A 25922-nucleotide genomic window follows, 5' to 3' on the forward strand; every position below is an offset into this window, starting at 1 on the left:
GAGGGTGTTCGAAGATTGAACCAGTCAGCACGTGGCATAGAAGGAAAGCGCGTGCGGAGGGATGCGGCCTGTGTGTCAGGAGAGTCCCGGCCGACTCGGATATGAAAGGAAGGTGAAGGCTTGTCGGATGTGTTGATCGACCGCCCGGAGCTCGACGGACTGGGGGTGTACGAATTCGGATGGCACGACGCCGATGCCGCCGGAGCGAGCGCGCGACGCGGTCTCTCGGAGGCCGTGGTCCGAGACATCTCGGCGCTGAAGAGCGAGCGGGAGTGGATGCTGAAGACCCGTCTCAAGGGATATCAGCTCTTCGGACGCAAGCCGATGCCGACCTGGGGCGCAGACCTCAGCGAGATCGACTTCGACAACATCAAGTACTTCGTGCGCTCGACCGAGAAGCAGGCGCAGTCCTGGGAGGACCTCCCCGAGGAGATCCGCGAGACGTACGAGCGCCTGGGCATCCCCGAGGCCGAGCGTCAGCGTCTCGTCGCCGGTGTCGCCGCGCAGTACGAGTCCGAGGTCGTCTACCACCAGATCCGCGAGGACCTGGAGGAGCAGGGCGTCATCTTCATGGACACCGACACGGCGCTGCGCGAGCACCCCGAGTTCTTCGAGGAGTACTTCGGCTCCGTCATCCCCGCCGGTGACAACAAGTTCGCGGCGCTGAACACGGCCGTCTGGTCGGGTGGCTCGTTCGTGTACGTGCCCAAGGGCGTGCACGTCGAGATCCCGCTGCAGGCGTACTTCCGTATCAACACCGAGAACATGGGGCAGTTCGAGCGCACCCTGATCATCGCCGACGAGGACAGTTACGTGCACTACATCGAGGGCTGCACGGCCCCGATCTACAAGTCGGACTCGCTGCACTCGGCCGTGGTCGAGATCATCGTGAAGAAGAACGCCCGCGTGCGCTACACGACGATCCAGAACTGGTCGAACAACGTCTACAACCTGGTCACCAAGCGCGCGGTCGCGCACGAGGGCGCGACGATGGAGTGGGTCGACGGCAACATCGGCTCCAAGGTGACGATGAAGTACCCGTCGATCTACCTGATGGGCGAGCACGCCAAGGGCGAGACGCTCTCGGTCGCCTTCGCCGGTCCCGGCCAGCACCAGGACGCCGGCGCGAAGATGATCCACATGGCGCCCTACACGCAGTCGTCGATCGTCTCGAAGTCGATCGCCCGCGGCGGCGGACGCGCGGGCTACCGCGGTGAGGTGCGCGTCGACGCGAACGCCCACCACTCCGCGAACACCGTGCGGTGCGACGCGCTGCTCGTCGACACGAAGTCGCGCTCCGACACCTACCCGGCGATCGACATCCGCGTGGATGACGTCCAGCTCGGTCACGAGGCCACGGTCTCGAAGGTCAGCGAGGAGCAGCTGTTCTACCTGCAGTCCCGCGGCATGCCCGAGGACGAGGCGATGGCCATGATCGTGCGGGGCTTCATCGAGCCGATCGCGCGCGAGCTGCCGATGGAGTACGCGATGGAACTGAACAAGCTCATTGAGATGGGCATGGAAGGATCGGTCGGATGAGCGCCTCTGCTCCCGCTGGCTCAGACGTCTACGTCGAGGCCCCTTACGTCCCTGTGCAGAGCCGCGCAGGTCGGCTCCACTCGGCCGATCCAGAGGACTTCGGGCCGTTGCGATCGCAGGACCCGGGGTGGAAGTACACACCGCTCATCCCCGTCGCCGCTCTCGCCGACCACACACTTGACGGCACTTCGTTCCCGATCGGAGTCACCGCGAGCGCCGGGGTCCGCGTCTCATGGGTTCCGTTCGCGGAGGCGTCCGTCGGGACCGCAGGATTACCGGAGGACCGAGTCCATGCCTCGGCCTGGGCAGCGACCGAGCAGGTGCTGCTCGTGGAAGCCACGGGCGATCAGCCCGAACAGGCGATCATCGTGCGGGAAGGCCTGGGTGAGAGACCCCGGGCTGCGCACACGCTCATCGCCACGGCACCCGATGCCACGGCGACGGTCGTGCTCGACAGCACCGGCACCGCGCAACTGCTTGAGAACGTCGAGATCGTCGTTGCGGACCATTCCGCGCTGACCGTGGTCAGCGTTCAGGACTGGGCAGACGACGCGGTGCATCTCAGCGCTCACTTCGCACGTCTCGGCGAGGGGGCGACGCTCAAGCACATCGTCGTCACGCTCGGTGGTGGTCTGGTGCGACTCGCCCCGTCCATCCACCTCGCTGGACGACGCTCGGCCACGGACGCACTCGGTCTGTACTTCTCGGGAGCTGGGCAGTTCTTCGAGCAGCAGGTCTACGTTCATCATGATGCCCCCGACACGGTCAGCAACGTCACCTACAAGGGAGCGCTTCAGGGGCACAGCGCCCGGGCTGTATGGATCGGCGACGTGCTCATCGGACCGGCCGCGACCGGTACCGACAGCTATGAACAGAACCGCAACCTCGTCTTGAGCGATGGAGCCCGCGCGGACTCGGTGCCGAACCTTGAGATCGAGACCGGCGACATCGTCGGTGCTGGCCATGCGAGCGCGACAGGCCGTTTCGATGACGAGCAGCTGTTCTACCTGGAGTCTCGGGGTATCCCCGAGGCTGAGGCGCGACGGCTGGTCGTGCGAGGGTTCTTCTCCGAGCTGATCCAGAAGATCGGCGTTCCCGAGCTGGAGGAGCGCCTCATCGGCCTGGTCGAGCGAAAGATCGGCGAATACACAGTGAGCAGCGAGGTCAAAGCCCCCGTCGCTGTCTGATCCGCGTCCGAACCAGTACCGCCTGACACCATCATCAACTCCCGACTCCTGTCCGAATGGACAGGCCCATACGATCCCTAAGGGGCCATCACGATGTCAACTCTCGAGGTGCACAACCTCCATGCCAGCGTCAGAACAGACCAGGGCGACAAGGAGATCCTGCGCGGGATCGACCTGCGTCTCGCCAGCGGAGAGGTCCATGCCATCATGGGCCCGAACGGTGGCGGCAAGTCGACCCTCTCCTACGCGATCGCCGGGCACCCGGCGTACTCGATCACCGAGGGCAGCATCACGCTCGACGGCGAGGACGTCCTCGCGATGAGTGTGGACGAGCGGGCACGTGCCGGCCTGTTCCTTGCGATGCAGTATCCGGTCGAGATTCCCGGCGTCACCGTGTCCAACTTCCTGCGCACGGCGAAGACGGCGATCAGCGGGCATGCACCCGCGCTGAGAACCTGGACGAACACGGTCAAGAGCAGTCTCGAGAAGCTCCGGATGGACTCCGCTTTCCTCTCGCGCAACGTGAATGAGGGATTCTCCGGGGGTGAGAAGAAGAGGCACGAGATTCTTCAGCTCGACCTTCTCGAGCCGAAGTTCGCAGTCCTCGATGAGACCGACTCCGGCTTGGATGTCGATGCGCTCCGCATCGTTTCCGAAGGCGTCAATCGTGTGAAGGACCGTACCGGGCTCGGCGTGCTCATGATCACCCACTACACACGCATCCTGAAATACATCCTTCCGGATTTCGTGCACGTGATCGTCGCCGGCCGTGTCGTCGAGGACGGCGGCCCCGAGCTCGCTGCGCGCCTGGAGTCCGAGGGATACGACCGCTTCCTCAGTGCAGCATGAGCGAGGTTCAGGCTCCGATCGCGCCTGAGGTTCTGGGCGTCACCAGGTATGAGAAGGTCGTCGACGCGTTGACCTACGTCTTCGATCCCGAACTGAGCATCGACATCGTCAACCTCGGACTCGTCTATGACGTCGCCTTCGACGAGGATGATGTGCTGATCATCACCATGACGCTCACCAGCGCCGGTTGCCCGTTGACCGACGTCATCGAGGGCGACATCGCCGAGGCGCTCGAGGGCGTCGTCGAGGCCTTCCGGATCAACTGGGTATGGATGCCGCCATGGGGGCCGGAGCGGATCACGCTTGACGGCATCGAGATGCTCAGCGCGCTCGGTTTCGCCGTTCGACGTTGAATGCGGATGACTGGCCATCTTCATCCGAGCGGGTGGATTCCCTAGCTCAGACCTCGCCGGTAGGCGGAGGGGCTGAGCCGCCAGTGCGCGTTGAAGCGGCGGCTCGCGTAGCTCGGGTCCGGCCAGCCCACTGCCCGCCCGACAGCGGCAATGCTGAGATCGGTGGTGCGCAGCAGGTACGCCATTCGCTCGGCACGGATCGACTGAAGATATGCGATCGGTGCCGAGCCGGTGTCGGCACGGAAGGTGCGCACGAGCTGAGAACTGGAGATGCTCACGCCTGCCGCCAGTTCTCCGAGAGTCCATGGGTGATCGATGCGGTCATGAAGGAGAGCGATCGCATGAGTGACATGCTCTCCGTACTTGCGTAGCCCCGGGGCCAGCGGGCTGTGCTGATGGTCAGCGGATGACGAGGCCATGAGCATCGGCGCCGCGGTCACCGCAGGAACGAGAGCGTCCAGGAGCTGGTAGTACAGAGCCAGCTGCGAGAAGATGCTCCGCGGCCCGTCATCCCCGCGTACCTGCGCGAAGACCCGCTTGAGCGCCGTCACATCTGGCTCCGTCAGCGCGAAGCTGATGACAGAGCCTTGAGAGTTCTCGGGGTCCAGCGCGTCGCGCAGCGGGGCAGGAACCTCTGTCGTCAGGTGCCTGCTCGTGCCCACGGCGAGCAGGGCGCGGGTCATGTAGAGGTTGGTGAGCTCGATGACGGGATCGGGTTCATACGCATGCCAGCTGCTCGGGCCGAGCAGAGTGAGAGTGCCCGCTCCCACACGCGCGAGGCCTTTCTCGGTCTGATGGCTGGCGTGCCCGGCACGGGCGAGCGATATCACGCCGAAGTCGTGGGAGTGAGCACATATCGGACGGGCATGTTCGACGTCCTCCATTCCCAGAAGCTGAGCTGTGGGAGGGAGGACCTCCGCCTCGGTCATGGTATGCATCCTCACGCTCCTTTCTCGCGTTGAGTATTCGCTACGCGACGTCGGCGCGGTGGGGGATGTGCCTCGCGTGACTGTTCCGATCTCACGACCCGGGCCTGATCCAGGACACGTGCTCGCTTCCCAGCATAACGTCCATCAATGAAGCAAGGCTTACCTAAATCCGACATCTAGATGTTGCTTCGCGCGGCATGAGCCGGACGGTCCATGTCGTGCACGGATCATGCTTTCCGTGCCCGCAGCCCGAACAAGAGGATGAAAACGGAAGGGCTGAGGGCAGAAACGGGGTGCTTAATGACCTATGTGATCGCGTTGCCTTGTGTCGATGTGAAGGACAAGGCCTGCGTGGATGAATGCCCCGTGGACTGCATCTACGAAGGGGACCGGATGCTCTACATTCATCCCGACGAGTGCGTGGACTGCGGTGCGTGCGAGCCGGTCTGTCCGGTTGAGGCCATCTACTACGAAGATGATCTGCCCAATCAGTGGGCCGACTACGCGCAGGCGAACGTCGACTTCTTCACAGAGCTCGGTTCCCCGGGAGGCGCGGCGAAGCTCGGCCCGGTCTGGACTGATGCACCACTGGTGCGCGCTCTGCCTCGGAGGTCCGTGTCGCAGCCGTCGAACAACGACTGACCTCCATGGTGATTGAACTTCGTGTCCGACATCATCGTGGGTGAGATGAGGAGACAGACGGGGCGAATGTGCGGCGAGGCTGAAAGAGGCAGGCTCGGGCGGGCGCTCCGGTAGTTGCAGGAACGGCACGAAGCCGACTGCGGGGCTCCTACCGCGACAAGCCCAGGTACAGACGGGCCCGGGCAACAGAGGACGGGATGGCCAACGAATGAACACACCTAACGGGCGAGATCAGTCCCGATCGACTGTGAAGCAGCAGAGACAGGAGCGGCGCCAAGCGAAGGTAGCGGCGTATCAGCGCCGACTCCAATCTGAGCGTCGGCGCAAGGTCGTGCTCTGGGTCGGCGGGGGAGTCGCCACGGCCGCTTTGGCCGTCGTCGCGGTCGGCGCTCTTGCCGCGTCCTTCTCAGCGACGCCACCCGCGCAGTACTCCGCCGGAAGTGCGGGAGACGACATGGACGGCGTCGAAACGTTCTCGCACACCACGGAACACACGCAGCAAACCGTCGAATACGAGCAGACGCCGCCCGCTGGCGGCCCCCACAACCCGTACTGGCTCAACTGCGGCACATACACCGAACCGCAGACGAATGAGAATGCGGTGCACTCTCTCGAGCACGGTGCCGTGTGGGTGACCTACGACCCGGACCTCATCGATGGGGACGACCTCGCTTCACTGAAGCAACTGATTCCCTCCACCTATGCGCTTCTCTCTCCGTACCCCGATCTCGGATCCCCGGTGGCGGTGAGCGCCTGGAATGCGCAGCTACGCGTCGACTCCGTGCAAGATGAGCGAATCAGTGAATTCTTCGAGGAATACTGGCGCAGCCAGAACGTGCCCGAACCCAACGCCGCCTGCACCGGGGCCCTTGACGGCCCGGGCCAGACGAGCTGACCAACGATGACAGGTCCCATACCAGCACCCCGTCGCCGCACTGGAGGACGTGGCCTCATCCGAATCCGGCGAACGCGTTGGCTGATGGCTGTGGTGGCTGTCGGGTCCGCGCTCGTGCTCGCGTTCGCGGTTGGACGATTCTCTGCGTCAGGCGGGCCGCCCACCATTGTCGCAGAGCCAAATCGCGCTGATGTAGGGTTCGCGCGAGACATGCAGGTACATCACGCCCAGGCGGTCGAGATGGCGATGATCAGTTACCGGGACACCACGGATGACGAATTGCGTGTGCTCGCCTACGACATCGCCACCGCCCAAGCCGGACAGCGCGGCGAGATGTTCGGATGGCTCGTCTCATGGGGCAGGCCGCAGGCCGGAGAGCCGCTCATGACGTGGATGGGCGACGCTGATACCGGGCAGCATCATGGATCCAGCGGAAGCGAAACCACCGCAGACCGTGAAGCTGCGATGGGAATGGCGACCAGCGAGGAAATCGCGCAGCTGCAACAGGCTCGTGGGGACGCTCAAGACTGCCTGTTCCTAGATCTCATGATCCGCCACCATCGCGGCGCGATCGAGATGAGCGATGCCGTCGTCGAGCTCGGTGCGGACCCCCGGCTCCTCGACACGGCAAAGCAGATCTCGCAGAATCAGTCGGCGGAAATTGCCGCCATGACAGACCTCCAGAAGCGATTGAACTGCGGCTGACGTCTCAGTCGGTGTAATGCCCCTCGTTGATCTCCGTGATGAGCGTGGGGTGCTTCGGAGCCCACCCGAGTGACTCCCGGGCGTGCCGGCCGCTCGCTTGCTGGTCGAGGAGCAGGGCTTCGCCGAAGGCGCCCAGACGCTCGACCGTCCGCGCAGTCGATTCCGGAGTGACCTTTCCATTGAAGCCACGGACGCGGCTGGCGGCCTCTCCGATCTGCAGGACAGTGGGGTTGTGACCGCTGGCGCCCAGGTACACCGCTCCGTGCGGGGCCTTTTCGAGCGCGAGAACGTACAGGTCGGCGAGGTCGTCGACATGTACTGTGCCCCAGTGCTGCGTACCGTCTCCGAGGAGCTGCAGGCCCGGCGGGGAACCGATGGCGTCCGCGCGGGTGACGATGTTGGGGATGCCGCCGCCGTGACCATAGACGATGGCTGGTTCCACGAGAACGGCGCGGATCCCTGAGGCCGTGAGGATGCGTCGATCGATCTCGGATCGCCAAGCCACGAGCGCGGGCGGATCGTGAGGTGTTTCTTCGGTGAGATCGCTTCCGGATCCATGGATCCAGATTCCGCCGGTACGGATGAATGCCGCGCCGCGGTCCCCGAGACCTGCGAGCACGGCGTCGGCGAACTCGTTGTCCGCATCGCTGCTGGTTTCGTCGCCGGGGGTCGCAGCGTGAATGACGGCATTCACTGTGTTGGCGAGCTCGGTGACGAGGCCGGCGTCGCGCATGTCGCCGACGGCCGGAGCGACGCCGGCGCGACCGGCTGCGGTGGCGGCGTCCTCGGTGCGCACGAGCGCGGTGACCTCGTGACCGGCCGATGTCAGTGAGGTGAGAATGGCTGAGCCGATGTAACCCGTCGAACCAGTGAGGAGCACTTTCATCGATATTCCTTCCAGATGAACCTCTTATACCCTACCCCTGAGGGGTAGGACGGGCGAGGGTGGTGGCAGGTCTTGCGGAGTAGACGCAATACAGGGCGATACCGGCATCGGACGCGAGGCCAGGGCGGGTGTGCTGTTCTCCTCGGACTCGCCCCAGCTTCGAGGCCCCACATCGACTGACGAGAGATTGAACTCCGCGTCCGTCTCTAACGTGGATGAGGTGAGGTGTTGGACGAGCTGAAAGGGTGGAGATCGTCGGATGAGGCAGGCTCGCGCGCAGGCCCTGAGGCAGTTGCATGAGCGGCATGCTGCACCGCTGTGGCGATACGTCGTCTCTTTGACAGGAGATGCGTCCGAAGCGGACGATGTCGTTCAAGAGACCCTCATCCGGGCATGGAAGGCGCCACGAATTCTCGATGAGCCGCCCGAAGACGTCGGCGGGTGGCTCTTCACCGTCGCGAAACGTGTCGTCATCGATCGTGTCCGAAGCGCCCAGCGACGCCATGAGAGCACCACGAACCGGGTACCGGACCGTGCCGTCACCGATCGTGTCGACCAGATGCTCGACGCAATGCTGATCGATGACGCGCTGGCGTCGCTCAGCGAGAACCACCGTGAGGTGATCGTACGCGCCTACTTCGGTTCTCTCACGACCGCGGAACTCGCCGACGAATTGCAGATCGCAGAAGGAACCGTGAAATCCCGCCTGCACTATGGGCTTCGCGCCTTGCGGTTAGCGTTCCAAGAGAGAGGAGTGAGCAGATGAGTGAAGAGCATCGTGCGATGGCGGAATGGGACGCGGCATACGTTCTCGGCGCCCTCACCCCAGTCGACCGCCGCCGATTCGAAGCTCACCTCGAGGGATGCTCGGAATGCCGCGATGCCGTCGGATCTCTCGCTGGCATGCCCGGACTGCTCGCGCGGGCCGATCTCAGCACCGCAGACGGGGCCGACCGAACGGACAGCGGTGACCAGGCCCGGCCTCCCGCGGACCTCGTCGAGCGCACCATTCAACGGATTCGGCGCAGACAGGTGCGCCGTGTGCGAGGCGTCGTGGCCGGTCTCGCTGCTGCCGCCGTTGTCATCGGCATCATCCTTATGCCCGGCATCGTTGCCCCGGACCGGCCGGATGCGGTAATCGCCATGGATGCTGTCACTGCCACCGAGATGGTTGCTGATGTCGAATTGCGAAGCGTCGCATGGGGGACGAGCGTCCGGATCACATGCGACTACCCCGAAGGCGGTGAGTGGGGTGACGAGAACGGCCCCTGGTCCTACACTCTCGTGATCACAGACGCGAACGGTGGGCTCCGTGAAGTCGCCAGCTGGAGCGCCGTACCCGGACGCGAGATCACCCTGGACGCGGCCACCGCTATGGAACTCGATGACATGCAGACGCTCGAGATCCGCACAGCGAAAGGGGAGACGGTCCTCAGCAACCCGCTGCACGGGTGAACCCAGGGCACCCTGACGTCGTGTTCCCAGTAGTCGCGACCGCGACGATCACCGACGAAAGGACCTGCCCGATGAAGATGAAACTCGCGACCACCCTTGCAGTGCTGGCGATCTCCGGCCTGGCGCTCGCCGGGTGCGCCTCCGACGGGACCGGAGGCGGTGCAGAGGCCACCGACCCACCATCGACACCCCCGATGGAGGAAACTCCTGCCGGCTTCACCCTCACGACAGCAGACACCGAACTGGGCGAAGTCATCGTCGACGCCGACGGGAATGTCGTCTACCATTTCGACAAGGACACGCAGGGGGCTGATGCGTCGGCGTGTGCAGGAGAATGCGCTACCAAGTGGCCCGCCGTCCCCGCCGATGCGGACGTCGAGCTCGACGGGGTCTCGGGCGAGACCGGAACGATCACGGGCGTCGACGGCGAAGACCAGCTGACGCTGAACGGGTGGCCGCTGTACTACTTCGCAGGGGACACCGAAGCAGGTATGACGGCCGGGCAGGGCCTGATGGACGTTTGGTGGGTACTCGACCCAGCGGGTGAGCCCGTCCACTGATGTCATCCGTGCGGGCCGTCCTCACGACGAGGACGGCCCGCATCGCTCTCCGGCGAGGGTCCGCGACCCCCGCCACCTCAGCCCAGATATCCGGTGACAAAGAGCGCCGCAACCGCAGTGCCCGTGACGAGTATCGAGAGGATCCCGCCGAGGATCAAGGGACGCCACCCCGCAGTCCGAACCGCCGAGATGTTCGTCGACAATCCGATGCCGGCCAGAGCCGCGGCGATGAGTGTGGTGCTCACCGTCAACCCTGCGGCCTGCACTACGGGCGAGACCCATCCCACCGAGTTCGCGACGGTCGTCAGAAGGAACCCCAGCAGGAACCAGGGAACGAGCCGGTTGGGTTTGCGCAGCAGATCCCTGGCAGATGCCCCTGAGCGGCGGGCCTCGAGCAGTGACAGCCCGATGGACACCGGAACGATCATCAGCGTTCGGACCAGCTTGACGATGACAGCGAATCCGAGAGCCGAGGCTGCGAACGCGCTCGCAGCGGCAACCACCGAGCTCGTGTCGTTCACGGCAGTGCCCGCCAAGAGCCCGAAAGTGTGCGCATCCAAGCCCATGAGATGCCCGAGGATCGGAAACACCACTGCAGCGATGATGTTGAACACGAAGATCGTACTGATCGCATACGCGATCTCACCGCTCGCTGCCCCGATCACCGGTGCGACCGCGGCGATCGCGGACCCCCCGCAGATACCCGTCCCCACACCGATGAGGGTCCGCAGACGCGCCGCTATTCCCAACGCCCGGCCGATCCATATTGCGCCAAGCAAGCAAACGGTAAGGGAACTGAGCATCACCGGCAACGACTCCACACCGACCTCGGCGACATCCCGGAGAGATAGCTGGGTACCCAACAGCGTCACGGCCACCTGCAACAGCATCTTGCTCGAAAACCCCACCCCGGGCAATACCGCCGTCCCCGGCCGACGGATCGCGGCGATCACGAATCCGATGAACACTGCAGGAAGAGCGCTGCCTACCACGGGAAGAAAATGCCCTAAAACGAGCGAAACAGCAGCGATGAGAAGACACAACCCGACTCCCGGGCTGAGAGTGCGGACGCGGTCGATCACGGCAGACAGATTCACACCAGCCAGTCTCCTCGGCGGCTAGACCCCGCGGGAATCTGCCCCGACTGGATACCCCCACAAGGTTAGGCTGTACCCGTGGTCACGCTCCCGGACATCTCGGCCCTCAGGCTCCTGCAGCGCGTCCTACAGGACGGATCAATCTCCGCTGCCGCCCGGGGACTCGGTATCTCGCAGCAGGCCGCGTCTACCCGGATACGCGCGATGGAGCGATCCCTCGGTCTCGAGCTGCTTGTACGGACGCCCGCAGGCGTCCGCGCCACCGCCGACGGAGAAGTCTTCGCCGCATGGATGCAGGATCTGCTCCATTCCGCCGACACGCTCGCAGACGCCGTCGATGGTCTCAGGGGCACGCAGATGCGCGAGGTCACGATCGCCGCAAGCCAAACCGTCGCTGCGCACCTGCTCCCCACCTGGCTGCTCAGAGTACGCCAGACCCAACTCGCCGCCGGCCGTGAACCCACGACGATCCGAATACGGGCGACCAATAGTCAAGACGTGGCAAGGCTGGTACGCGAGGGACAGGCCTCCGTCGGGCTCATTGAGACCCCGGATCTGCCTCGCGACCTTTCACACGCAGTCCTCGTGGAAGACGAGCTTGTCGTTGCAGTCGGGACGTCGGACCCAGCTGCCCAGAACACGCAGATTCGTGTTTCCGACCTTGCCTCTGTGCCACTCATCACGCGCGAACCCGGCAGCGGCACACGACTGGCCTGGGAGCACGCCGCTCACGATGCCGGATACACCCCGGCACCGCCCGCAATCGTCATGGATAACTCTTCAGCAATCCGGTCGGCCGTCCAGGCAGGGATCGCCCCCACAGTCACGAGCGCGCACGTGATCGCGGACGACGTTCGGCTCGGACGCATCCTCCAGATCCCGCTGGACCCGCCCGTTCGCCGACCCATCACCGCCATCTGGCGGGGAAGCGAACGAGACCTCGGCGAATACGCCCGCGAACTCATCCGGGCTGCCCGCCTCTGAGTTCGGTCTCAGGGGCACTGACCATGTGAGGAGCGGAGTCCAGCCGCGTATTCTGCAGGCGCAGGCTGTTGTAGACGACGAGGACGGATGAGAGGGACATCGCGGCCGCAGCGATGAGGGGATTGAGCAGGCCCGCTGCCGCGATCGGAATGGCGGCGATGTTGTAGCCGAAGGCCCAGACAAGATTCGTCCGTACCGTGCGAAGAGTCTTGCGGGAGAGGACGATCGCTTCAGGGATCGCGCGGAGATCTTCGCGGATGAGAATGATGTCGGCGGCCTTGAGCGCGATGTCCGATCCTGAGGCCACCGCGATACCCAGGTCGGCCGTGGCGAGAGCGACAGCGTCGTTGATGCCGTCGCCGGCCATCGCGACGCGCGCGCCGTCCTTTTGCAGGGCACGGATGGCGTCGGCTTTCTGATCCGGGAGCACCCCTCCGCGCACCGCGTCGATACCGAGAGCGCGCGCAATCCGTTCGGCGGCGGGCTGGGAATCTCCGGTGAGCAGGATCGTGCGCAGCCCCTCGGCGTGCAGAGCATCGACAGCGACCGCGGCGCTGGGCTTGATGGTGTCACTGAGCGCGACGACGCCGAGGAGCGCGCCCTCCCGGACGACCGCGACGACGGTGTGGCCGTGCTCTTCTGCCCTGGCGATAGACTCGCGTGCGTCTGCACTCACGGGGATACCCCGCGAGTACAGGAGCGCTGGACTTCCGACGATGACCTCACTGCCGTCGACGATGGCCGCCGCACCAAGTCCCGGGAACGCATGGAAACCAGAGGCTGTGGGCGGTTCGAGCCCGTGATCCTGAGCAGCCTTCTCGATGGCGCGTGCGATCGCGTGTTCGGAACCGCGCTCGACGGCGGCTGCGAGCCTGATCGCATCGCGCTCGTCGGCATCGATCGCGATGACGGCCGCGACGGACATGGCACCTGTGGTCAACGTCCCGGTCTTGTCGAGCACGACGGTGGTGATCGTTCCGCTGGATTCTAGGGCATCGTGGCCCTTGATGAGGATGCCGCGGCTCGCGCCGCGTCCGACGCCGACCATCAGCGCCGTCGGCGTCGCCAAGCCCAGTGCACACGGGCACGCGATGATCAGCACACTGATCGCCGTTCCGATGGTCTGGGCGAGCGGGGATCCGGCCCACGCCCATCCGGCGCCGACGATGATCGACAGCACGATGACGCCGGGGACGAACCAGACCGTGATGCGGTCGACCACGGTCTGCACGCGCGCCTTGCGCGCCTGCGCCTGTTCTGCCAGATAGGCCATCTGAGCGAGACGCGTGTGCGTGCCGACCGCAGTGGCGGTCACGGCAATGCGATTGTCCGTGCTGATCGTGCCACCGACCACTGCCGACCCGGGGAACACCGTGGTGGGCAGGGGCTCTCCCGTCATCATGCTCGTGTCCACCGCCGCGGTGCCGTCGAGGACGATGCCGTCCGCGGCGATCGTCTCGCCGGGCCTCACGACGAAGGTGTCATCCACCCGGAGCTGCTCGACCGGCACGCGGGACTCGATGCCCTCGCGCACGATGCGCACGTGAGTGGCCGCGAGAGCGTTGAGCGCCCCCAGAACGTCTCCCGCTCGACGTCGTGAGCGCGTTTCGAAGTACCGCCCCGACAGCTGGAGTGTCGTCATCCCGGCCGCGACGTCGAGGTAGACGGCATCCGCGCCTGTCGGCGTCGCGCCGAACCCGAGCCAGAATCCGCTGCCGGAGTTGTGCCCGATGTCGAAGATCAGGGTGGCGATGGCCCAGCCGAAGGAGGCAACGATCCCAAGAGAGACGAGAGTGTCCATGCTGACCTGACGATGCCGCAGGTTCCGCAGCGTCGCACGATGGAACGGCCATGCCGCCCAAGTGACGATCGGTACGGTGAGGAGCACACAGAGCCATTCCCAACCCGGAAAGCGCCACTGGGGAACGAGCGCGAGCACGATGGTGATGTCCATCAGCGGTACCGTCAGGAACGCGGCGAGGATGAGGCGTCGCCGCAGCGCGGTGATCCGCGACTCGGTGGTGCGTCGGGACCAGGCATCGTCAGAGCCCTGACGTACGTGCGCACCGTAGCCCGCGTCCTCGATTCGGGACACTGCAGCGCCTAGATCGTGCGACGGCAACCCGACGATTACGGCTCGCTCTGTGGCGTAGTTCACCGACGCGTGGACACCGTCGAGCTTGTTCAAAGTGCGTTCGACCCGCGCAGCGCAGGCGGCGCAGGTCATGCCGGAGATATCCAGCTCGATGGGCGGGGTCATTTCTACAGCGGTCATCGTTCTTCCCCGCCCCTCTCATCGGCAGTGCTCCGGGTGTTCGAGAGCCGGGCCAGCATGGCGTTGTATTGATCGAAATCGGGATCCAGGCCGGCATCCATGTGGCGGTCCTTGCGGCGGGCCTCTCGGCTGTCCTGACGCGCCCACTGGATGCCGAGGATGATCACCACGATCATCAGCGGGATCTCGCCCCCGGCCCAGGCGACGCCGCCGCCCATCGCCTGAGAGGCCGGGAGATCGGCCCAGGGCATGGAGAGATACCGGTAGAAGTTCTCGGCGATGAGCGTATCGCCGCCGCTGCCGGTCATCAGGATGACGCCGAAGAACGCGTGGAACGGCATGGCTGCGAGAACGAACCCGAGTTTGCCGACGTGAGGAAGAGATCGAGGAGGCTTGTCGATGCCGATGATCAGGCTGTAGTACAGGTATCCCACGACGAGGAAGTGCACGTTCATCAACTGATGACCCCAGTGGAAGCGCATCAGCTCGCCGAAGAGCCCGGTCAGATACAGGCCGTAGTAGGAGCCCACGAACAGCACGAACACGAGGAGCGGGTTGTACAAAAAGTGCAGTACCCGCCATTTCAATACCCGCGTGAGCCACTCGTGTGCTCCAGCGAGCGGTCCGCCTGCGCTGGTGGCACGCAGCAGCAGGGTGACGACACCACCGAGGGTGAGGATTGCCGGTGCGAGCATGTTCAAGCTCATGTGCACGATCATGTGCACTCCGAAGTCCGCCCCGGAATACTTGCCGAAGCCCGAGCTCGTGGCGATCACTACCAGCGTCCAGCCGACAATCCATGCGGCCGTGCGTCCGGCCGGCCACCGGTCGCCGCGGCGCGACAGCATCCGCACCGCCACCAGATAGACGCTCACCGCCGCCGCGGAGACACCGACGAAGAGAAGGTTCGGGCGCCACTGTGTCAGTAGCGCCGTCATCCCCGGCGCCTCGGGCAGGTCGAATCCCAGAAACACCTGCGAGATGCTGGTCGGGACGAAGTACTGTGGCGGCGGCTCGCGCGTCATCGCCACGGAAACGCCGATCCAGCCCGCCACCGCGAATCCGGAGACGAGAAGCAAACCATAGATCCGGCTTTCGCGCAGCACTCCGCGCCGTACCCACACCATGTACAGTGCCGCTGCGACGATGATCGCCGCCAGGCACAGCCATCGTGCCAGCATGAGCCCGCCCGTCACGGAGTCGAAGAGGCCTGTGCCTGCAAGCTTGAACACCGTCAGCACGCCCTCGGTGACGACGATCACCGGGACAGCGATCATCGCGATTGCGGCGGTCCGGCGCAGCGTCGGGATCGCGATCAGCCGCCCAGACATCGATCGCACGAGCAGCACGGCGAGAACACCGAAGAACAGGACGACGCCGATGGTCTGGAAAACAGCGGCGTCGCCGCCGAAATCATGATTCGGGCCCACCAACACCTGACCCGACACCACGGGAGCAAGCGCTCCGATCATTGCTGCCCCCATCGGCACCAGCAGTCCTGTCCACCGCGCCGCAACGAAAGAAGCAAAGAAGACGACGGTCGAGGCGAGGAACGCGACGGTCCACGCTTTCGGCGCATCTGAAGCGCTCCAGAGGAATGGCAGCGCATTCGGCTCGGCGAGGCGCTCTACAGAGACGCCGTTGGCGTCGAAGGCCGTGAAGACGACGAGCAGTCCCGCACAGCCAGACCACAGGCCCGCCGCTACACGCAACACCGTGATCTCCAGCGACTCCTCCACCGTGCGTGTCGCCCTCGACGTTCCCACCCGGAGGAACAGGGCATATGCCAGCGCTCCGATTGTCACGAGTGCCGACGTCTCCGCCGCGCTGCGCAACACGGATGTGCTGACCCCGGTCAACAGACCGGGAAAACTCCGAAAGAGACGGTCGTACGGCGCAGCCCCTTGAAACACGGTGACCAGAACGGGCAACCCGATGATCAACACGGCCGCTATCGTCGCGCTGATCATCACCACCGTGACGCTTCGCGGCACTACCCTCGCCTCGCTGCCCGCCTCCGAGACTGCGCCGCTCTTCTGGGCATGTTCGTTGTATCGAATGTCTTCTGCCATTCTGTCCAGTTACCTCCACGACGCGGCAGGAGGGAGAACGCACATGTCGCCGTCGCCCCTACCGGCCAGGGCGCAGCACGAAGGCAATCCGTCGACAACGCCTGTTGCGTGCCACCGCCGATCGCTTCCTGCACCCGGACAGCTGCGGTCAAATCGCTCGTTCTCATCACCGCAATTCGATGATACCCCCCATTGTCGATAGATCAGCATCTAGTGTATGGTCACCCTATGCTGACTATTGCCTCACGTGTGGACGCGATGAATCGACTCGGCCGTGCCATGGCCGATCAGACCCGATCTCGGATCCTGCTGTCTCTGCTCGAGTCCCCGGGTTACCCTGCTGTGCTGGCACGCGACCTCGGCCTCACACGCACGAACGTGTCCAACCATCTTGCCTGCCTACGCGGGTGCGGCATCGTCGTCGCCGAGCCCGAAGGGCGGCAGACACGGTACGAGATCGCCGATCCGCATCTCGGCGTCGCCCTCGGCGCACTGGTCGACGTCACCCTCGCCATCGACGAGAGCGAGGAGTGCATCGACCCCGAGTGCACGACACCCGGGTGCGGTGCCGCCGCGATTACGGCCTTCTAGAGCACGTCGCTGCCAGACGCATCGCGAAGTCGATCGTGCCCAGAAACAGAGAACCCGACGAATGGAGACGCGATGAGCGCCGAATGCTGCGACCTTGATGAGCCTGCGCCGAGGAAGGAATCACCGAAGCCCTCGGACACGGATGGTCGTCAACCGGACGGGGAAGGGGATGCGTGCTGCGGGCCCGCGCTCCCTCCGCTGTTCGGCAGCGGCCAGGCCGCCGACGAGCCTACGTCGCGGCCACGATGGTGGCGAGACATCGCCCTGCTGCCGTCGGCCCTGTCCGGCCTCACCCTCGCCGTCGGATACGGGCTGGAGTGGGGCGGCGTCGCCGTGGGGGCGACGGCACTGCAGTGGATCGCGCTCCTTGCAGGCGGATACACCTTCGTCCCGGGGACGATGCGACGGCTGATTCGCGGACGAATGGGCGTGGGACTGCTCATGACGATCGCCGCTGCCGGTGCCGTGCTCCTCGGTCACGTCGGGGAGGCGGCCGCCCTCGCCTTCCTGTTCTCCCTCGCCGAGGCGCTGGAAGATCGTGCCATGGATCGAGCGAAGGAGGGCCTGCGGGCGTTGTTGTCGCTGATACCGGAGACCACGCGCGTATCGCGGTTCGGCAGAGAGGAGATGGTTCTCGTCACCGACGTGCGGGAGCGGGATGTCCTCGTCGTTGGCGCCGGCGAACGGGTCGCCACTGACGGTGTCGTCGTCAGCGGCTCCTCGAGCCTCGACACGTCTGCCGTGACGGGTGAGTCCATCCCTGTGCCCGCCCGCCCCGGCGACCCGATCCCCGCAGGTGCGGTCAACGGCTCCGGCACGCTGCGGATCGAAGCGACCGCCGACGGCAGGGACAATTCGCTCACTCAGATCGTGGCGCTGGTGCAGCAGGCGCACGCACGCAAGGGGGAGCGTGCGCGGCTCGCGGACCGGATCGCCCGCCCACTGGTGCCGACAGTGCTCGTCGTCGCCGCGTTGGTCGGAGTCTTCGGATTCATCGTCGGCGACCCGACCACCTGGATCGAGCGGGCTCTGGTCGTCCTGGTGGCCGCGTCCCCGTGCGCACTGGCGATTGCCGTGCCGGTCACGGTGATCAGCGCTATCGGCTCCGCGTCGAAGTACGGGGTGGTCATCAAGTCCGGGCAGGCGTTCGAACAGCTGGGGACCATCCGCATCGTCGCGTTCGACAAGACCGGAACCCTCACCCGCAACACGCCTCAGATCGTGGAAGTCGTCGCCAGCGGACGCACGCAGGAGCAGGTTCTCTCCCTCGCTGCCGCGCTGGAGTCCTCCAGCACCCATCCTCTCGCGTCCGCGATCCTCGCCGCCGCTCCGGGCGTCCAGCCGGGGCGCGACGTCGAGGAGGATGCCGGGAGCGGACTGACAGGATACGTCGACGGCACCCGGGTGAGAGTCGGAAGCACCCGCTGGATCGATCCCGGCACGCATCGCGAAGTCGCCGAGAACATGGCGGAACAGGGTATGACGGTTGTCGTCGTGGAAGCGGACGGGCGATTCGCCGGACTCATCGGCGTGCGTGATGAACTGCGGCCTGAGTCGGCGGAGACCGTCCGGCTGATGGCGGAGATGGGGATCGAGACGGCGATGCTCACCGGTGACAACAGTCGCACGGCCCGCGCGATCGCCGCTGAGGCGCGCATCGCGGACGTTCGGGCCGAACTGCTGCCGACGGACAAGGCCGATGCCGTCATGTCTCTGGCAGTGAGGTCCCCTGTGGCTATGGTCGGCGATGGCATCAACGACGCGCCTGCCCTGGCGTCCGCCACCGTGGGGATCGCTATGGGCGTCCAAGGCTCTGCGGCAGCGATCGAATCCGCCGACGTCGCCTTCACCGGCCACGATCTCAGGCTCATCCCCGGGGCGCTCTCCCATGCGCGGCGCGGAAGACGGATCATGACGTGGAACATCGGCCTCGCCCTGGCGATCATCGTCGTCCTCTTCCCGCTCGCACTGTTCGGAGTTCTCGGTCTGGCCGGTGTCGTCCTCGTGCACGAGATCGCCGAGGTGCTCGTCATCCTGAACGGCGTCCGCGCCGCTCGCCGGCCGTCCGTAGCACGGAAGCTCGACCCGCCGACCGCCGTGCCGACGCGCGAACGGGAGCGCGTCGGGGCCTGACCTCGCCGTGACGGCGTTCGCTCATCGCACGCCCTGGACCATGCGTCGGGGCGTGCGATGTCCTATGACGGCGCGCCATAGGGGATGATGACCGGTCGCGACGTCAGCGGATCGCTCACGGTGCTCGCAGAGACTTCGCACACGCGGTGAATGAGGTCTCTGGTGACCATCGACTCCGGCGCAAGCCCTCTTGAAGGATCCAACCCGAGCGAATGGTGGTGACATGCGTGGGCGTAACTGAAGTAGTAGTTGAGGTCGCCGCCCGTCAGCCCGTGAAAGATGCGCCTCCGGGCCCTGAAGGTGCGTCTTATGCTCCATTCTGAGCCGCGGGTCTCGAATAGCTTTGAGGTAAGCGTCACCTTACCTACCTGAACGAAAGCGGGAAGAATATGACGAAGCACCGCGTACTCATCGTGGGAGCCGGATCCGCAGGAACGTCTGCCGCGCGAACGCTCGCATCGGTGCCCCAGATCGACCTCACTCTCGTTGCTCGTACCGGTGAAACGCCGTCGAATCGCGTGTACGTGAAGGGCGTGGCGCACGGTCGCATCGGCCCCGAACAGATCGCCCTCCCACTCCCAGACGTCGCGGTGGTGAAAGACACCGTCATCTCGATCGATCCCGTCGCGAAAGAGGCCCGACTCACCGCCGGTGCACAGCTAGAGTACGACTCCCTTATCGTCGCGACAGGCGGCGTCGCGCTCCCGCTGGACGTCGAGGTCCGCGTGATCGGCCATCCTTTAGGAGCGGACCGTGTGACCCCTCTGTACTCAGTCGAGGACGGAGTGCGGGTGAACGCGCTGCTCACAGCGAGTGGAGCGCCCCGCCGAGTCATCGTCTACGGTTCCGGCTTCACTGCGGCCGAGACAGTATCGGCGCTGCACGCGGACGGTCACGACGTCACCCTGGTGGCGCGCAGCGCACAGCCGGGGGCGTCGGCGTTCGGCATGGCGCTTGCGAGGGAGATCGCGGATGCGCATCGCGATCGCGTGTCCGTCCGTTTCGGGAGCGCGATCGCGTCGGTGAGCGTGGCGGCCGAGCAGGTGAGCGTCCGGCTCGAGAACGAGGAGACGCTCGACGCGGACCTCATGATCGTCGCAGTCGGATCGGAACCGCAGGCGCCGCTCCCGTGGCCGAGCGGCGTCCCGGTCGATGAATGGGGGAGAGGCCCTGTCGGCGGCGTCTACGCGGCGGGCGGAGTGGCGACCTGGCGCGGAGCGGGGAACGAGAGCTGGCGGATCGACCACTGGGACGACAGCGCTGCGCAAGGAGAGCACGCGGCGCGAGTGCTGTTGTCGGACGTCGGCTTGGGTCCCGCGCAGGAGCCCTACGTGGCGCGAAGCTCGTGGGACGCACTCGTGTACGAGAAGGCGATCCGTGGGGTCGGAAGGACGGCACCGGCCCTCATCAAGGATGTTCCGGACAGCGGGGGCGCCACGCTCCACGTGGACGCGGACGGAACATTGGTGGGAGTCTCCGCCATCGACGACGATGCGATCGAGAACTGGAGCGATCGCGTCGGCCAGCACATCGGGGGCTGAGCGCACCGGGCGAACGCGATCAAGGGTGCATCACGGCGTCGGGTTCGTCGTCGCCGATGTGCTCGGTCTCAATCTGGAACGTCGAATGCCGCACGGAGATCTCGAAGTGCTCGGCAACACACCTCTTCACTTCGCGGAGCATGTCGACCGCGTGCCCATCAGTGAAGCACTCGTCCTCGACGACGACGTGCGCCGTGATGGTGGTGAGTCCCGTGGCGACCGTCGACGCGTGAAGATCATGGACGCTCTTGACGTGATCCAGAGCGAGGATGTGCACCCGCACCTGATCCAAGTCCAATCCCTTCGGCGTGAACTCCATCAGCACACCGGTGGTCTCCCGCATCAGCATGAACGCTCGGGGCACGATGAGCGCCGCGATGAACAGGCCCGCGATCGCGTCGGCCTGCATGAACCCGGTTGTGGCGATCACGATGGAGGCCACGATCACGCCCAGTGATCCGAGCGCGTCGTTGAGGACTTCCAGGAACGCCGCGCGCATGTTGAAGTTCGCGCCTCGGCTGGAGGAGAGAATCATGATGGAGACGACGTTGGCGATCAATCCGACGATCCCGAACACCAGCAGTTCCGCCGCAGGGACGTCCGGCGGCTCGAAGAGACGTTTGACCCCTTCCACAGCGGCGTATGTCCCGACGACGAGCAGCAGGGTTGACTGTCCGAGCGCCGCTATGACCTCGATGCGGCGGAATCCCCAGGTCCGGCGCGCGTTCGATGGGCGAAGCATCAGGGTCGCGGCGATGAGAGCGATCAGGAGACCTGACGCATCGGTCACAGCGTGGGCGGTATCCGTCAGCAGCGCCAAGCTGCCGGTGACAATCGACCCCACAGCCTGCGCGACGACGATCGTGGCCGTGATGCTGAAGGCGATGAGGAGCTTGCGGCGGTAGTCTCCGGCTTGTCCCACCGTCTCTTCGGTGACGATTGCGTGCTCGTGCCCTGCCCCCACGTTGTCTCCTGCCGTCGTATCTGGCCCGCGTCGTCCGCATCCGTTTCGCACGCTAATCATCGCCTTGCGACGATGATATGCATTCGGATCGTGACGCGCAATTCCCGCAGCGGGATGACAACGCGTTGAAGGGGGCGGGTCCGCTTTCGCGGAACCCGCCCCCTTCAACACGGGCTGGTCAGTGACTGTGGCCCGCGTGCTGCCCACCGCTGACAGATGGCGTCGTGGTGAGACCTGCGAGGTCCCGGTGCATCGCACCTTCATGCTCGAGGTGTCCGTCTTCCTCGATCTGGAAGGTCGAGTGCTCGATGCGGAAGTGCTCTCGCATGCTCTCCGTGAGTTCGTCCAGCACCTGCGTGCCCGATCCGTTCGCGGCGGCCTCGTCGTCAAGGACGATGTGCGCGCTCAAGACGAACACGCCGCTGGTGAGCGCCCACACATGGAGGCTGTGGGCGGCCTTCACGCCGGCGGTGCCCTCGATTTCGCCACGTACTTCCTCGATGTCGATTCCATCGGGGACGCCCTGGAGGATGATGTTGATGGCTTGCTTCAGCAGCATGAATGCGCGGGGGAGGATGATCACGCCGATCGCGGCGGCGGCGATCGCGTCGCCCTGCTGCCAACCGATGGTGACGTTGAGGATGCCCGAGACGATGATCGCTGCTGCGCCGATTCCGTCGCTCATGACCTCGAGGAAGGCCGCCTTGACGTTCAGACTCTCCTTGGCGCCTCGACTGAGGATGATTAGGGAGATGGACGCACCGATCAGACCGACGATCGCGAAGGCGATCACGCCGCCACCCTCGACATCTTCGGGGTTGAACCAGCGATCGACCGCCTCGAAGAGGATGAATCCTCCCAGGGTGAACAGGAGCAGACAGTTGATGAGAACCGCGACGATCTCCGCTCGCATCATGCCGTACGTACGCTTGCTCGACGGCTTGCGCGTCGCGAGGTAGGTCGCGATCAATGCGATCAAGATGCCGCTGCCATCGATCGCCATGTGCATGGCCTCGGCCATGAGGGCAAGGCTGCCCGTGATCCATGACCCGATGAGCTCCGCGGCGATGATGGTCAAGTAGATGCCAAGCACCATCATCAGCCGACGTCGGTGTCCTGCAGTAGCGGTCTGTACTCCGCCGTCTCCGCCCCCGTGGTCGTGATTGTGTCCGATTCCCATGTCTGCCTATTTCTCCTTCTGCTCGGTGGTTGTGACCTGCGGGTTTCTGAGGTGGGCGCACAACACCACGCGTGCGCCTGTCGCTCCCAGAAGCTCTTCCGTGGCGGTGATGATCGTGCTCAGACGCTCGGGTTGAGCCAACGAGTACCAGGACGCTCGGCCGGCGGATCGAGCACGGACGAGCTGACACTCGGCCAGGAAGCCGAGGTGCTTGCTGACCGTCGATTGCGCGAAGCCCATGTGCCGAACGAGATCCCGCACCCGATGCTCGCCTGAAGCGAGGTGCTGCAGGATCGCAAGCCGTGTCGGTTCTGCCAGCGCTTGGAACAGGTGCGCGTACACTTCGCCCGCGCTCTCGTCCAGACGCTCTGCAGCCCGTTCATTCATCGCCATATAGCGATGGTATCGCATTCACGCGGTGTTGTCGATTCGCGACGATGAAAGCGTCGAACGGAACCCGCCCGTCTCACAGCCCGCCGGGTACAGCTGTCTCGGAACGTCAGGAGAGGCGCAACGTCGTCAGGCACGTGGGCGAATCGCCGTCGGTGGACACCAGTGCAGTCGCCGTCTGGTCCGCATAGTCGACCGTGATCGTCGCGTCCTTCTCGCGGGGAAGCCAGACGCCGACGAACCCATTGTCGTTCGTGGTCACACGACCGTCGAACAGCACCGTTCCGTCCACCCGATCGGTGATGAGCGCAGAGACATCCTCGCCACGAAGTTCCCCCACGCACGTTGTCAGACTGTGGGAAAAGCACTCGTGTGTCTGCCCGAGGTACGGAGCAATGGACAGATAGAACTCGCCCTCAGGGAGGGGCAGCGCGGCCTCGGCCCCGTCGACTGGTCCGACAGGACAAGCGCGTCGGGTTGCACGAGGCGATGAGGCCGGTGGGACGTGCGTCCAGCGGCATGGCCTCAAGCGTCTCGATCACAGTCCGCGCATCAGGCCCATCCAGGCCGTAGGTCTCGGCGATCTGGTCGAAGTCGTTCGAGGCGTCGACCGACAGGTCTTCCGCGGCACATCCTGTAAACGCGGTCGCCGCCATCGTGATCCCCGCCAGGAGAGCGGCAGCACGCGCAATTCTGGAACGGATTGTCTCCGCGCGCCGCCAGGCGCGCGCCACCTGCTGCCTCTTCATCGTCAGGATTCCCATCGATCACTCCTCATAGCCGATCACGCCCATCATGCCGCTCTCCCCGTGATAGATGTTGTGGCAATGCGCCAACCACTGACCGGGGTTGTCGGCATCGAAATCGACAGTGAGGGTCTGGCCCGGAAGGACGATAGAGGTGTCCTGCCGGGGCCCGCCGTCGGTGTGCTGACAGTCGGCAACGTCCGAGAGAACGTCTACGGTGCTGTCCTCGACTATCTCGCCGCTGGGTTGGACCCGCGGTCGACGACGATCTTCACTCACTCAGCCGTGCCGGCGTTGAATCAGCTTCTGCGCCCCTTCCTCAGTTTGGTGACAGAAGCCGAGCTGCGTAGAAATCCCACGGTGAAAGCGGAGCTTGCCGCATCTGGCGGGGCGCTGAGTGGCCTCCTTCTCACCTACCCGGTGCATCAAGCCGCCGACATCTTGTTCTGCAAGGGCGACCTCGTTCCGGTCGGGAAGGACAACCTGCCGCATGTCGAAGTCAGCCGCACCATCGCGCGCCGGTTCAACGAACGTTACGGGCACGTGTTCCCTGAGCCAGCGGCTCTCCTCACCGACGCGCCCGAGTTGTTGGGTCTCGACGGGCGGAAGATGTCGAAAAGCTATGGCAACTCGATCGCGCTGGGCATGACCGCCGATGAGACCGCCGCGATCATCAAGCGCGCCCCCACCGATTCTGAATGCACGATCACGTATGACCCGGAGAACCGAGCCGGGGTTTCTGGTCTGCTGGCGACAGCGGCGGTCGTGCTTGGGCGGAGTCCGCAGAGCATTGCGGACGAAGTGGGCGCAGCTGGTGCGGGCGCTCTCAAGCGACTCACCACCGAAGCCGTGAACGAATATCTCGCTGACCATCGCGCACGTCTGAGCGCGCTCACGGTGAGGGACGCGGAGGCCGTCGTTCGCGAAGGCAACGAGCGGGCGCAAGAAATCGCCATCGATACGCTGACGGAAGTGCGAACAGCGATGGGAATGATCTACTGAACGAAGCGTGGCGGGTGAGGAGCCGAATCGCGACTGAAAACCTGCATCAGGCCTTCGAAAGCTCTCGAGTCCACGCGATGACCGCGTTGAGGACCACCGCCGCGCGGTAGATGACGGCGTGCTTGTCGTAGCGGGTCGCGAGGCCGCGCCATTGCTTGATGTGGCAGTAGCGACGCTCGATCACGTTTCGGCTTTTGTAGTCTGCGACGTCGAGTGCGACTGGCCTGCCGCCGCGTGATCCTCGCCGTTTGCGGTGGCCCTTCTGATCGTCCGGCTCCGGAATCACCGCCTTGATCCCGCGGGCGCGGAGATGTCCACGGATCGCACGGGACGAGTACGCCTTATCGCCGAGGACCGCATCTGGTCGGGTTCGCGTCCGACCCTTCTCGCGCGCGACGCGCAGTTGCGCCATAAGCGGCAGGAACATCGGTGAGTCGCCGGCCTGGCCAGGCGTGATCAGCGTGACCAGTGGCAGCCCGTTGCCGTCGACGAGTTGGTGGATCTTCGTGGAAAGGCCACCGCGGGAGCGACCGATGCCATGATCAGGCGGCTCGAGCATCAGATTCGTGTAATTCGACCCAGCCCCTTGTGAGCCGGGTCGTATTGGTCGCGTGCTGATGGGCACGAGCGATCGTGGAGTCCACCGACAGCGACCAATCGATCATCCCGCCGGCATCTGCAACGGTGGTGACGTTCGCGAGCACCCGATCCCCGGTCCCGTCGGCGGCCGTCCGATGATGCCAGGTCCACACCGTCTGCCACGGCCCGAACACCTCGGGCAGGTCACGCCACGCGATCCCGCACCGATACCGGTAGATGATCGCCTCTACCATCAGCCTCGCGTCAGAGAACTTCCGCCCCGGCCGACCCGTCGTCCGGAGCAACATCGACTCGATCAACGACCACTGAGCATCCGAAAGCACCTGGAATCGCGACACGGAATCAAA

Annotated in this window: 27 protein-coding genes; 15 read left to right on the top strand and 12 right to left on the bottom strand. The window is 65.0% G+C overall.

The annotated features are described in order from the left end of the window. The first annotated feature begins 120 nt into the window (after window positions 1–120). The 4 genes from sufB (at window position 121) to ABDC25_RS06380 (ending at window position 3928) form a co-directional block, all read left to right on the top strand. Window positions 121–1539 carry a Fe-S cluster assembly protein SufB gene (sufB, locus tag ABDC25_RS06365; protein WP_347125415.1) on the top strand — a complete coding sequence of 473 codons (1419 nt, stop codon included), beginning with the start codon at window positions 121–123 and terminating at the stop codon, window positions 1537–1539. Beyond that, entirely contained in the window at window positions 1536–2726 is a 1191-nt protein-coding gene (gene sufD / locus ABDC25_RS06370; RefSeq protein ID WP_347125417.1) for a Fe-S cluster assembly protein SufD, read from the top strand. The genes sufB and sufD overlap by 4 nt, the downstream gene beginning before the upstream one ends. 93 nt (window positions 2727–2819) lie before the next feature. Beyond that, window positions 2820–3575, top strand: coding sequence for a Fe-S cluster assembly ATPase SufC (sufC, locus tag ABDC25_RS06375; RefSeq protein WP_347125419.1), 756 nt, complete (start codon window positions 2820–2822; stop codon window positions 3573–3575). Further along, the gene (locus tag ABDC25_RS06380; RefSeq protein ID WP_347125421.1) at window positions 3572–3928 is read left to right on the top strand and encodes a metal-sulfur cluster assembly factor; all 357 of its coding nucleotides are present in this window, start codon (window positions 3572–3574) and stop codon (window positions 3926–3928) included. The genes sufC and ABDC25_RS06380 overlap by 4 nt, the downstream gene beginning before the upstream one ends. 41 nt (window positions 3929–3969) lie before the next feature. Here the strand turns inward: ABDC25_RS06380 and ABDC25_RS06385 are convergent, their stop codons facing one another. Then, window positions 3970–4857, bottom strand: coding sequence for a helix-turn-helix domain-containing protein (locus tag ABDC25_RS06385; protein WP_347125423.1), 888 nt, complete (start codon window positions 4855–4857; stop codon window positions 3970–3972). Between the two features lie 300 nt (window positions 4858–5157). On the opposite strand from ABDC25_RS06385, the gene fdxA reads away from it, so the two are divergent. From fdxA to ABDC25_RS06400, 3 genes are all read left to right on the top strand, one after another. After that, on the top strand, window positions 5158–5499 hold the full coding sequence (gene fdxA / locus ABDC25_RS06390; RefSeq protein WP_347125425.1) for a ferredoxin: 342 nt from the start codon (window positions 5158–5160) through the stop codon (window positions 5497–5499). Between the two features lie 454 nt (window positions 5500–5953). Continuing rightward, window positions 5954–6394, top strand: a complete 441-nt coding sequence (locus tag ABDC25_RS06395; protein WP_347125427.1) for a DUF3105 domain-containing protein — start codon at window positions 5954–5956, stop codon at window positions 6392–6394. Window positions 6395–6478: 84 nt separating this feature from the next. Beyond that, the gene (locus ABDC25_RS06400; protein WP_347125429.1) at window positions 6479–7099 is read left to right on the top strand and encodes a DUF305 domain-containing protein; all 621 of its coding nucleotides are present in this window, start codon (window positions 6479–6481) and stop codon (window positions 7097–7099) included. A gap of 4 nt (window positions 7100–7103) precedes the next feature. Here the strand turns inward: ABDC25_RS06400 and ABDC25_RS06405 are convergent, their stop codons facing one another. Further along, complete coding sequence (locus ABDC25_RS06405) at window positions 7104–7985, bottom strand: NAD-dependent epimerase/dehydratase family protein (RefSeq protein ID WP_347125431.1); 882 nt, start codon at window positions 7983–7985, stop codon at window positions 7104–7106. A 259-nt stretch (window positions 7986–8244) separates the two neighbouring features. On the opposite strand from ABDC25_RS06405, the gene ABDC25_RS06410 reads away from it, so the two are divergent. The 3 genes from ABDC25_RS06410 (at window position 8245) to ABDC25_RS06420 (ending at window position 10000) form a co-directional block, all read left to right on the top strand. Then, window positions 8245–8751, top strand: a complete 507-nt coding sequence (locus ABDC25_RS06410; RefSeq protein WP_347125433.1) for a sigma-70 family RNA polymerase sigma factor — start codon at window positions 8245–8247, stop codon at window positions 8749–8751. A 137-nt stretch (window positions 8752–8888) separates the two neighbouring features. Then, window positions 8889–9440 (top strand): hypothetical protein, encoded by a 552-nt coding sequence (locus ABDC25_RS06415; RefSeq protein WP_347125435.1) that lies wholly within the window; start codon window positions 8889–8891, stop codon window positions 9438–9440. 71 nt (window positions 9441–9511) lie between these two features. Next, the gene (locus tag ABDC25_RS06420; RefSeq protein ID WP_347125437.1) at window positions 9512–10000 is read left to right on the top strand and encodes a hypothetical protein; all 489 of its coding nucleotides are present in this window, start codon (window positions 9512–9514) and stop codon (window positions 9998–10000) included. Window positions 10001–10077: 77 nt separating this feature from the next. On the opposite strand, the gene ABDC25_RS06425 is transcribed toward ABDC25_RS06420, so the two are convergent. Then, window positions 10078–11097 carry a putative sulfate exporter family transporter gene (locus tag ABDC25_RS06425; protein ID WP_347125439.1) on the bottom strand — a complete coding sequence of 340 codons (1020 nt, stop codon included), beginning with the start codon at window positions 11095–11097 and terminating at the stop codon, window positions 10078–10080. 78 nt (window positions 11098–11175) lie between these two features. Between ABDC25_RS06425 and ABDC25_RS06430 the strand changes: the two genes are divergently transcribed. Further along, window positions 11176–12081 (top strand): LysR family transcriptional regulator, encoded by a 906-nt coding sequence (locus ABDC25_RS06430; RefSeq protein WP_347125441.1) that lies wholly within the window; start codon window positions 11176–11178, stop codon window positions 12079–12081. On the opposite strand, the gene ABDC25_RS06435 is transcribed toward ABDC25_RS06430, so the two are convergent. Beyond that, window positions 12059–14356 carry a heavy metal translocating P-type ATPase gene (locus ABDC25_RS06435; protein ID WP_347125443.1) on the bottom strand — a complete coding sequence of 766 codons (2298 nt, stop codon included), beginning with the start codon at window positions 14354–14356 and terminating at the stop codon, window positions 12059–12061. The genes ABDC25_RS06430 and ABDC25_RS06435 overlap by 23 nt on opposite strands. Beyond that, complete coding sequence (locus tag ABDC25_RS06440) at window positions 14353–16428, bottom strand: cytochrome c oxidase assembly protein (RefSeq protein WP_347125445.1); 2076 nt, start codon at window positions 16426–16428, stop codon at window positions 14353–14355. The genes ABDC25_RS06435 and ABDC25_RS06440 overlap by 4 nt, the downstream gene beginning before the upstream one ends. Before the next feature lie 228 nt (window positions 16429–16656). Between ABDC25_RS06440 and ABDC25_RS06445 the strand changes: the two genes are divergently transcribed. The 3 genes from ABDC25_RS06445 to ABDC25_RS06455 all read left to right on the top strand — a co-directional run bounded on the left by ABDC25_RS06445 (window position 16657) and on the right by ABDC25_RS06455 (window position 20693). Then, window positions 16657–17019 (top strand): metalloregulator ArsR/SmtB family transcription factor, encoded by a 363-nt coding sequence (locus ABDC25_RS06445; RefSeq protein ID WP_347125447.1) that lies wholly within the window; start codon window positions 16657–16659, stop codon window positions 17017–17019. Between the two features lie 72 nt (window positions 17020–17091). Continuing rightward, window positions 17092–19152, top strand: coding sequence for a cation-translocating P-type ATPase (locus ABDC25_RS06450; protein WP_347125449.1), 2061 nt, complete (start codon window positions 17092–17094; stop codon window positions 19150–19152). Window positions 19153–19541: 389 nt separating this feature from the next. After that, window positions 19542–20693 carry an NAD(P)/FAD-dependent oxidoreductase gene (locus ABDC25_RS06455; protein ID WP_347125451.1) on the top strand — a complete coding sequence of 384 codons (1152 nt, stop codon included), beginning with the start codon at window positions 19542–19544 and terminating at the stop codon, window positions 20691–20693. Window positions 20694–20712: 19 nt separating this feature from the next. Here the strand turns inward: ABDC25_RS06455 and ABDC25_RS06460 are convergent, their stop codons facing one another. From ABDC25_RS06460 to ABDC25_RS06485, 6 genes are all read right to left on the bottom strand, one after another. Then, window positions 20713–21615 carry a cation diffusion facilitator family transporter gene (locus ABDC25_RS06460; RefSeq protein WP_347125453.1) on the bottom strand — a complete coding sequence of 301 codons (903 nt, stop codon included), beginning with the start codon at window positions 21613–21615 and terminating at the stop codon, window positions 20713–20715. Between the two features lie 220 nt (window positions 21616–21835). Next, window positions 21836–22837 carry a cation diffusion facilitator family transporter gene (locus ABDC25_RS06465; protein ID WP_347125455.1) on the bottom strand — a complete coding sequence of 334 codons (1002 nt, stop codon included), beginning with the start codon at window positions 22835–22837 and terminating at the stop codon, window positions 21836–21838. A 6-nt stretch (window positions 22838–22843) separates the two neighbouring features. Then, a complete protein-coding gene (locus tag ABDC25_RS06470) occupies window positions 22844–23230 on the bottom strand; it encodes a metalloregulator ArsR/SmtB family transcription factor (protein WP_347125457.1) in 387 nt (128 codons plus the stop codon). Window positions 23231–23336: 106 nt separating this feature from the next. Further along, window positions 23337–23756: a CueP family metal-binding protein gene (locus ABDC25_RS06475; protein ID WP_347125459.1), complete on the bottom strand. Its 420-nt coding sequence runs from the start codon at window positions 23754–23756 to the stop codon at window positions 23337–23339. Next, the gene (locus tag ABDC25_RS06480; protein ID WP_347126037.1) at window positions 23644–23991 is read right to left on the bottom strand and encodes a hypothetical protein; all 348 of its coding nucleotides are present in this window, start codon (window positions 23989–23991) and stop codon (window positions 23644–23646) included. Before ABDC25_RS06480 ends, ABDC25_RS06475 begins: the two co-directional genes overlap by 113 nt. A 3-nt stretch (window positions 23992–23994) precedes the next feature. Continuing rightward, complete coding sequence (locus tag ABDC25_RS06485) at window positions 23995–24207, bottom strand: multicopper oxidase domain-containing protein (protein ID WP_347125949.1); 213 nt, start codon at window positions 24205–24207, stop codon at window positions 23995–23997. On the opposite strand from ABDC25_RS06485, the gene trpS reads away from it, so the two are divergent. Beyond that, window positions 24106–24975 carry a tryptophan--tRNA ligase gene (gene trpS / locus ABDC25_RS06490; protein ID WP_347125951.1) on the top strand — a complete coding sequence of 290 codons (870 nt, stop codon included), beginning with the start codon at window positions 24106–24108 and terminating at the stop codon, window positions 24973–24975. The two genes, ABDC25_RS06485 and trpS, sit on opposite strands and share 102 nt — an antisense overlap. Window positions 24976–25021: 46 nt before the next feature. On the opposite strand, the gene ABDC25_RS06495 is transcribed toward trpS, so the two are convergent. Continuing rightward, window positions 25022–25913, bottom strand: a protein-coding gene (locus tag ABDC25_RS06495; protein WP_347125461.1) for an IS5 family transposase whose coding sequence is annotated in 2 segments (ribosomal slippage) — window positions 25022–25561 and window positions 25563–25913 — 891 coding nt in all. Because the reading frame shifts where the segments join, the coding sequence is not laid out codon by codon here. Window positions 25914–25922 lie beyond the last annotated feature (9 nt).

It is taken from the genome of Microbacterium sp. SY138, from assembly GCF_039729145.1.
GTDB lineage: Bacteria > Actinomycetota > Actinomycetes > Actinomycetales > Microbacteriaceae > Microbacterium > Microbacterium maritypicum_A.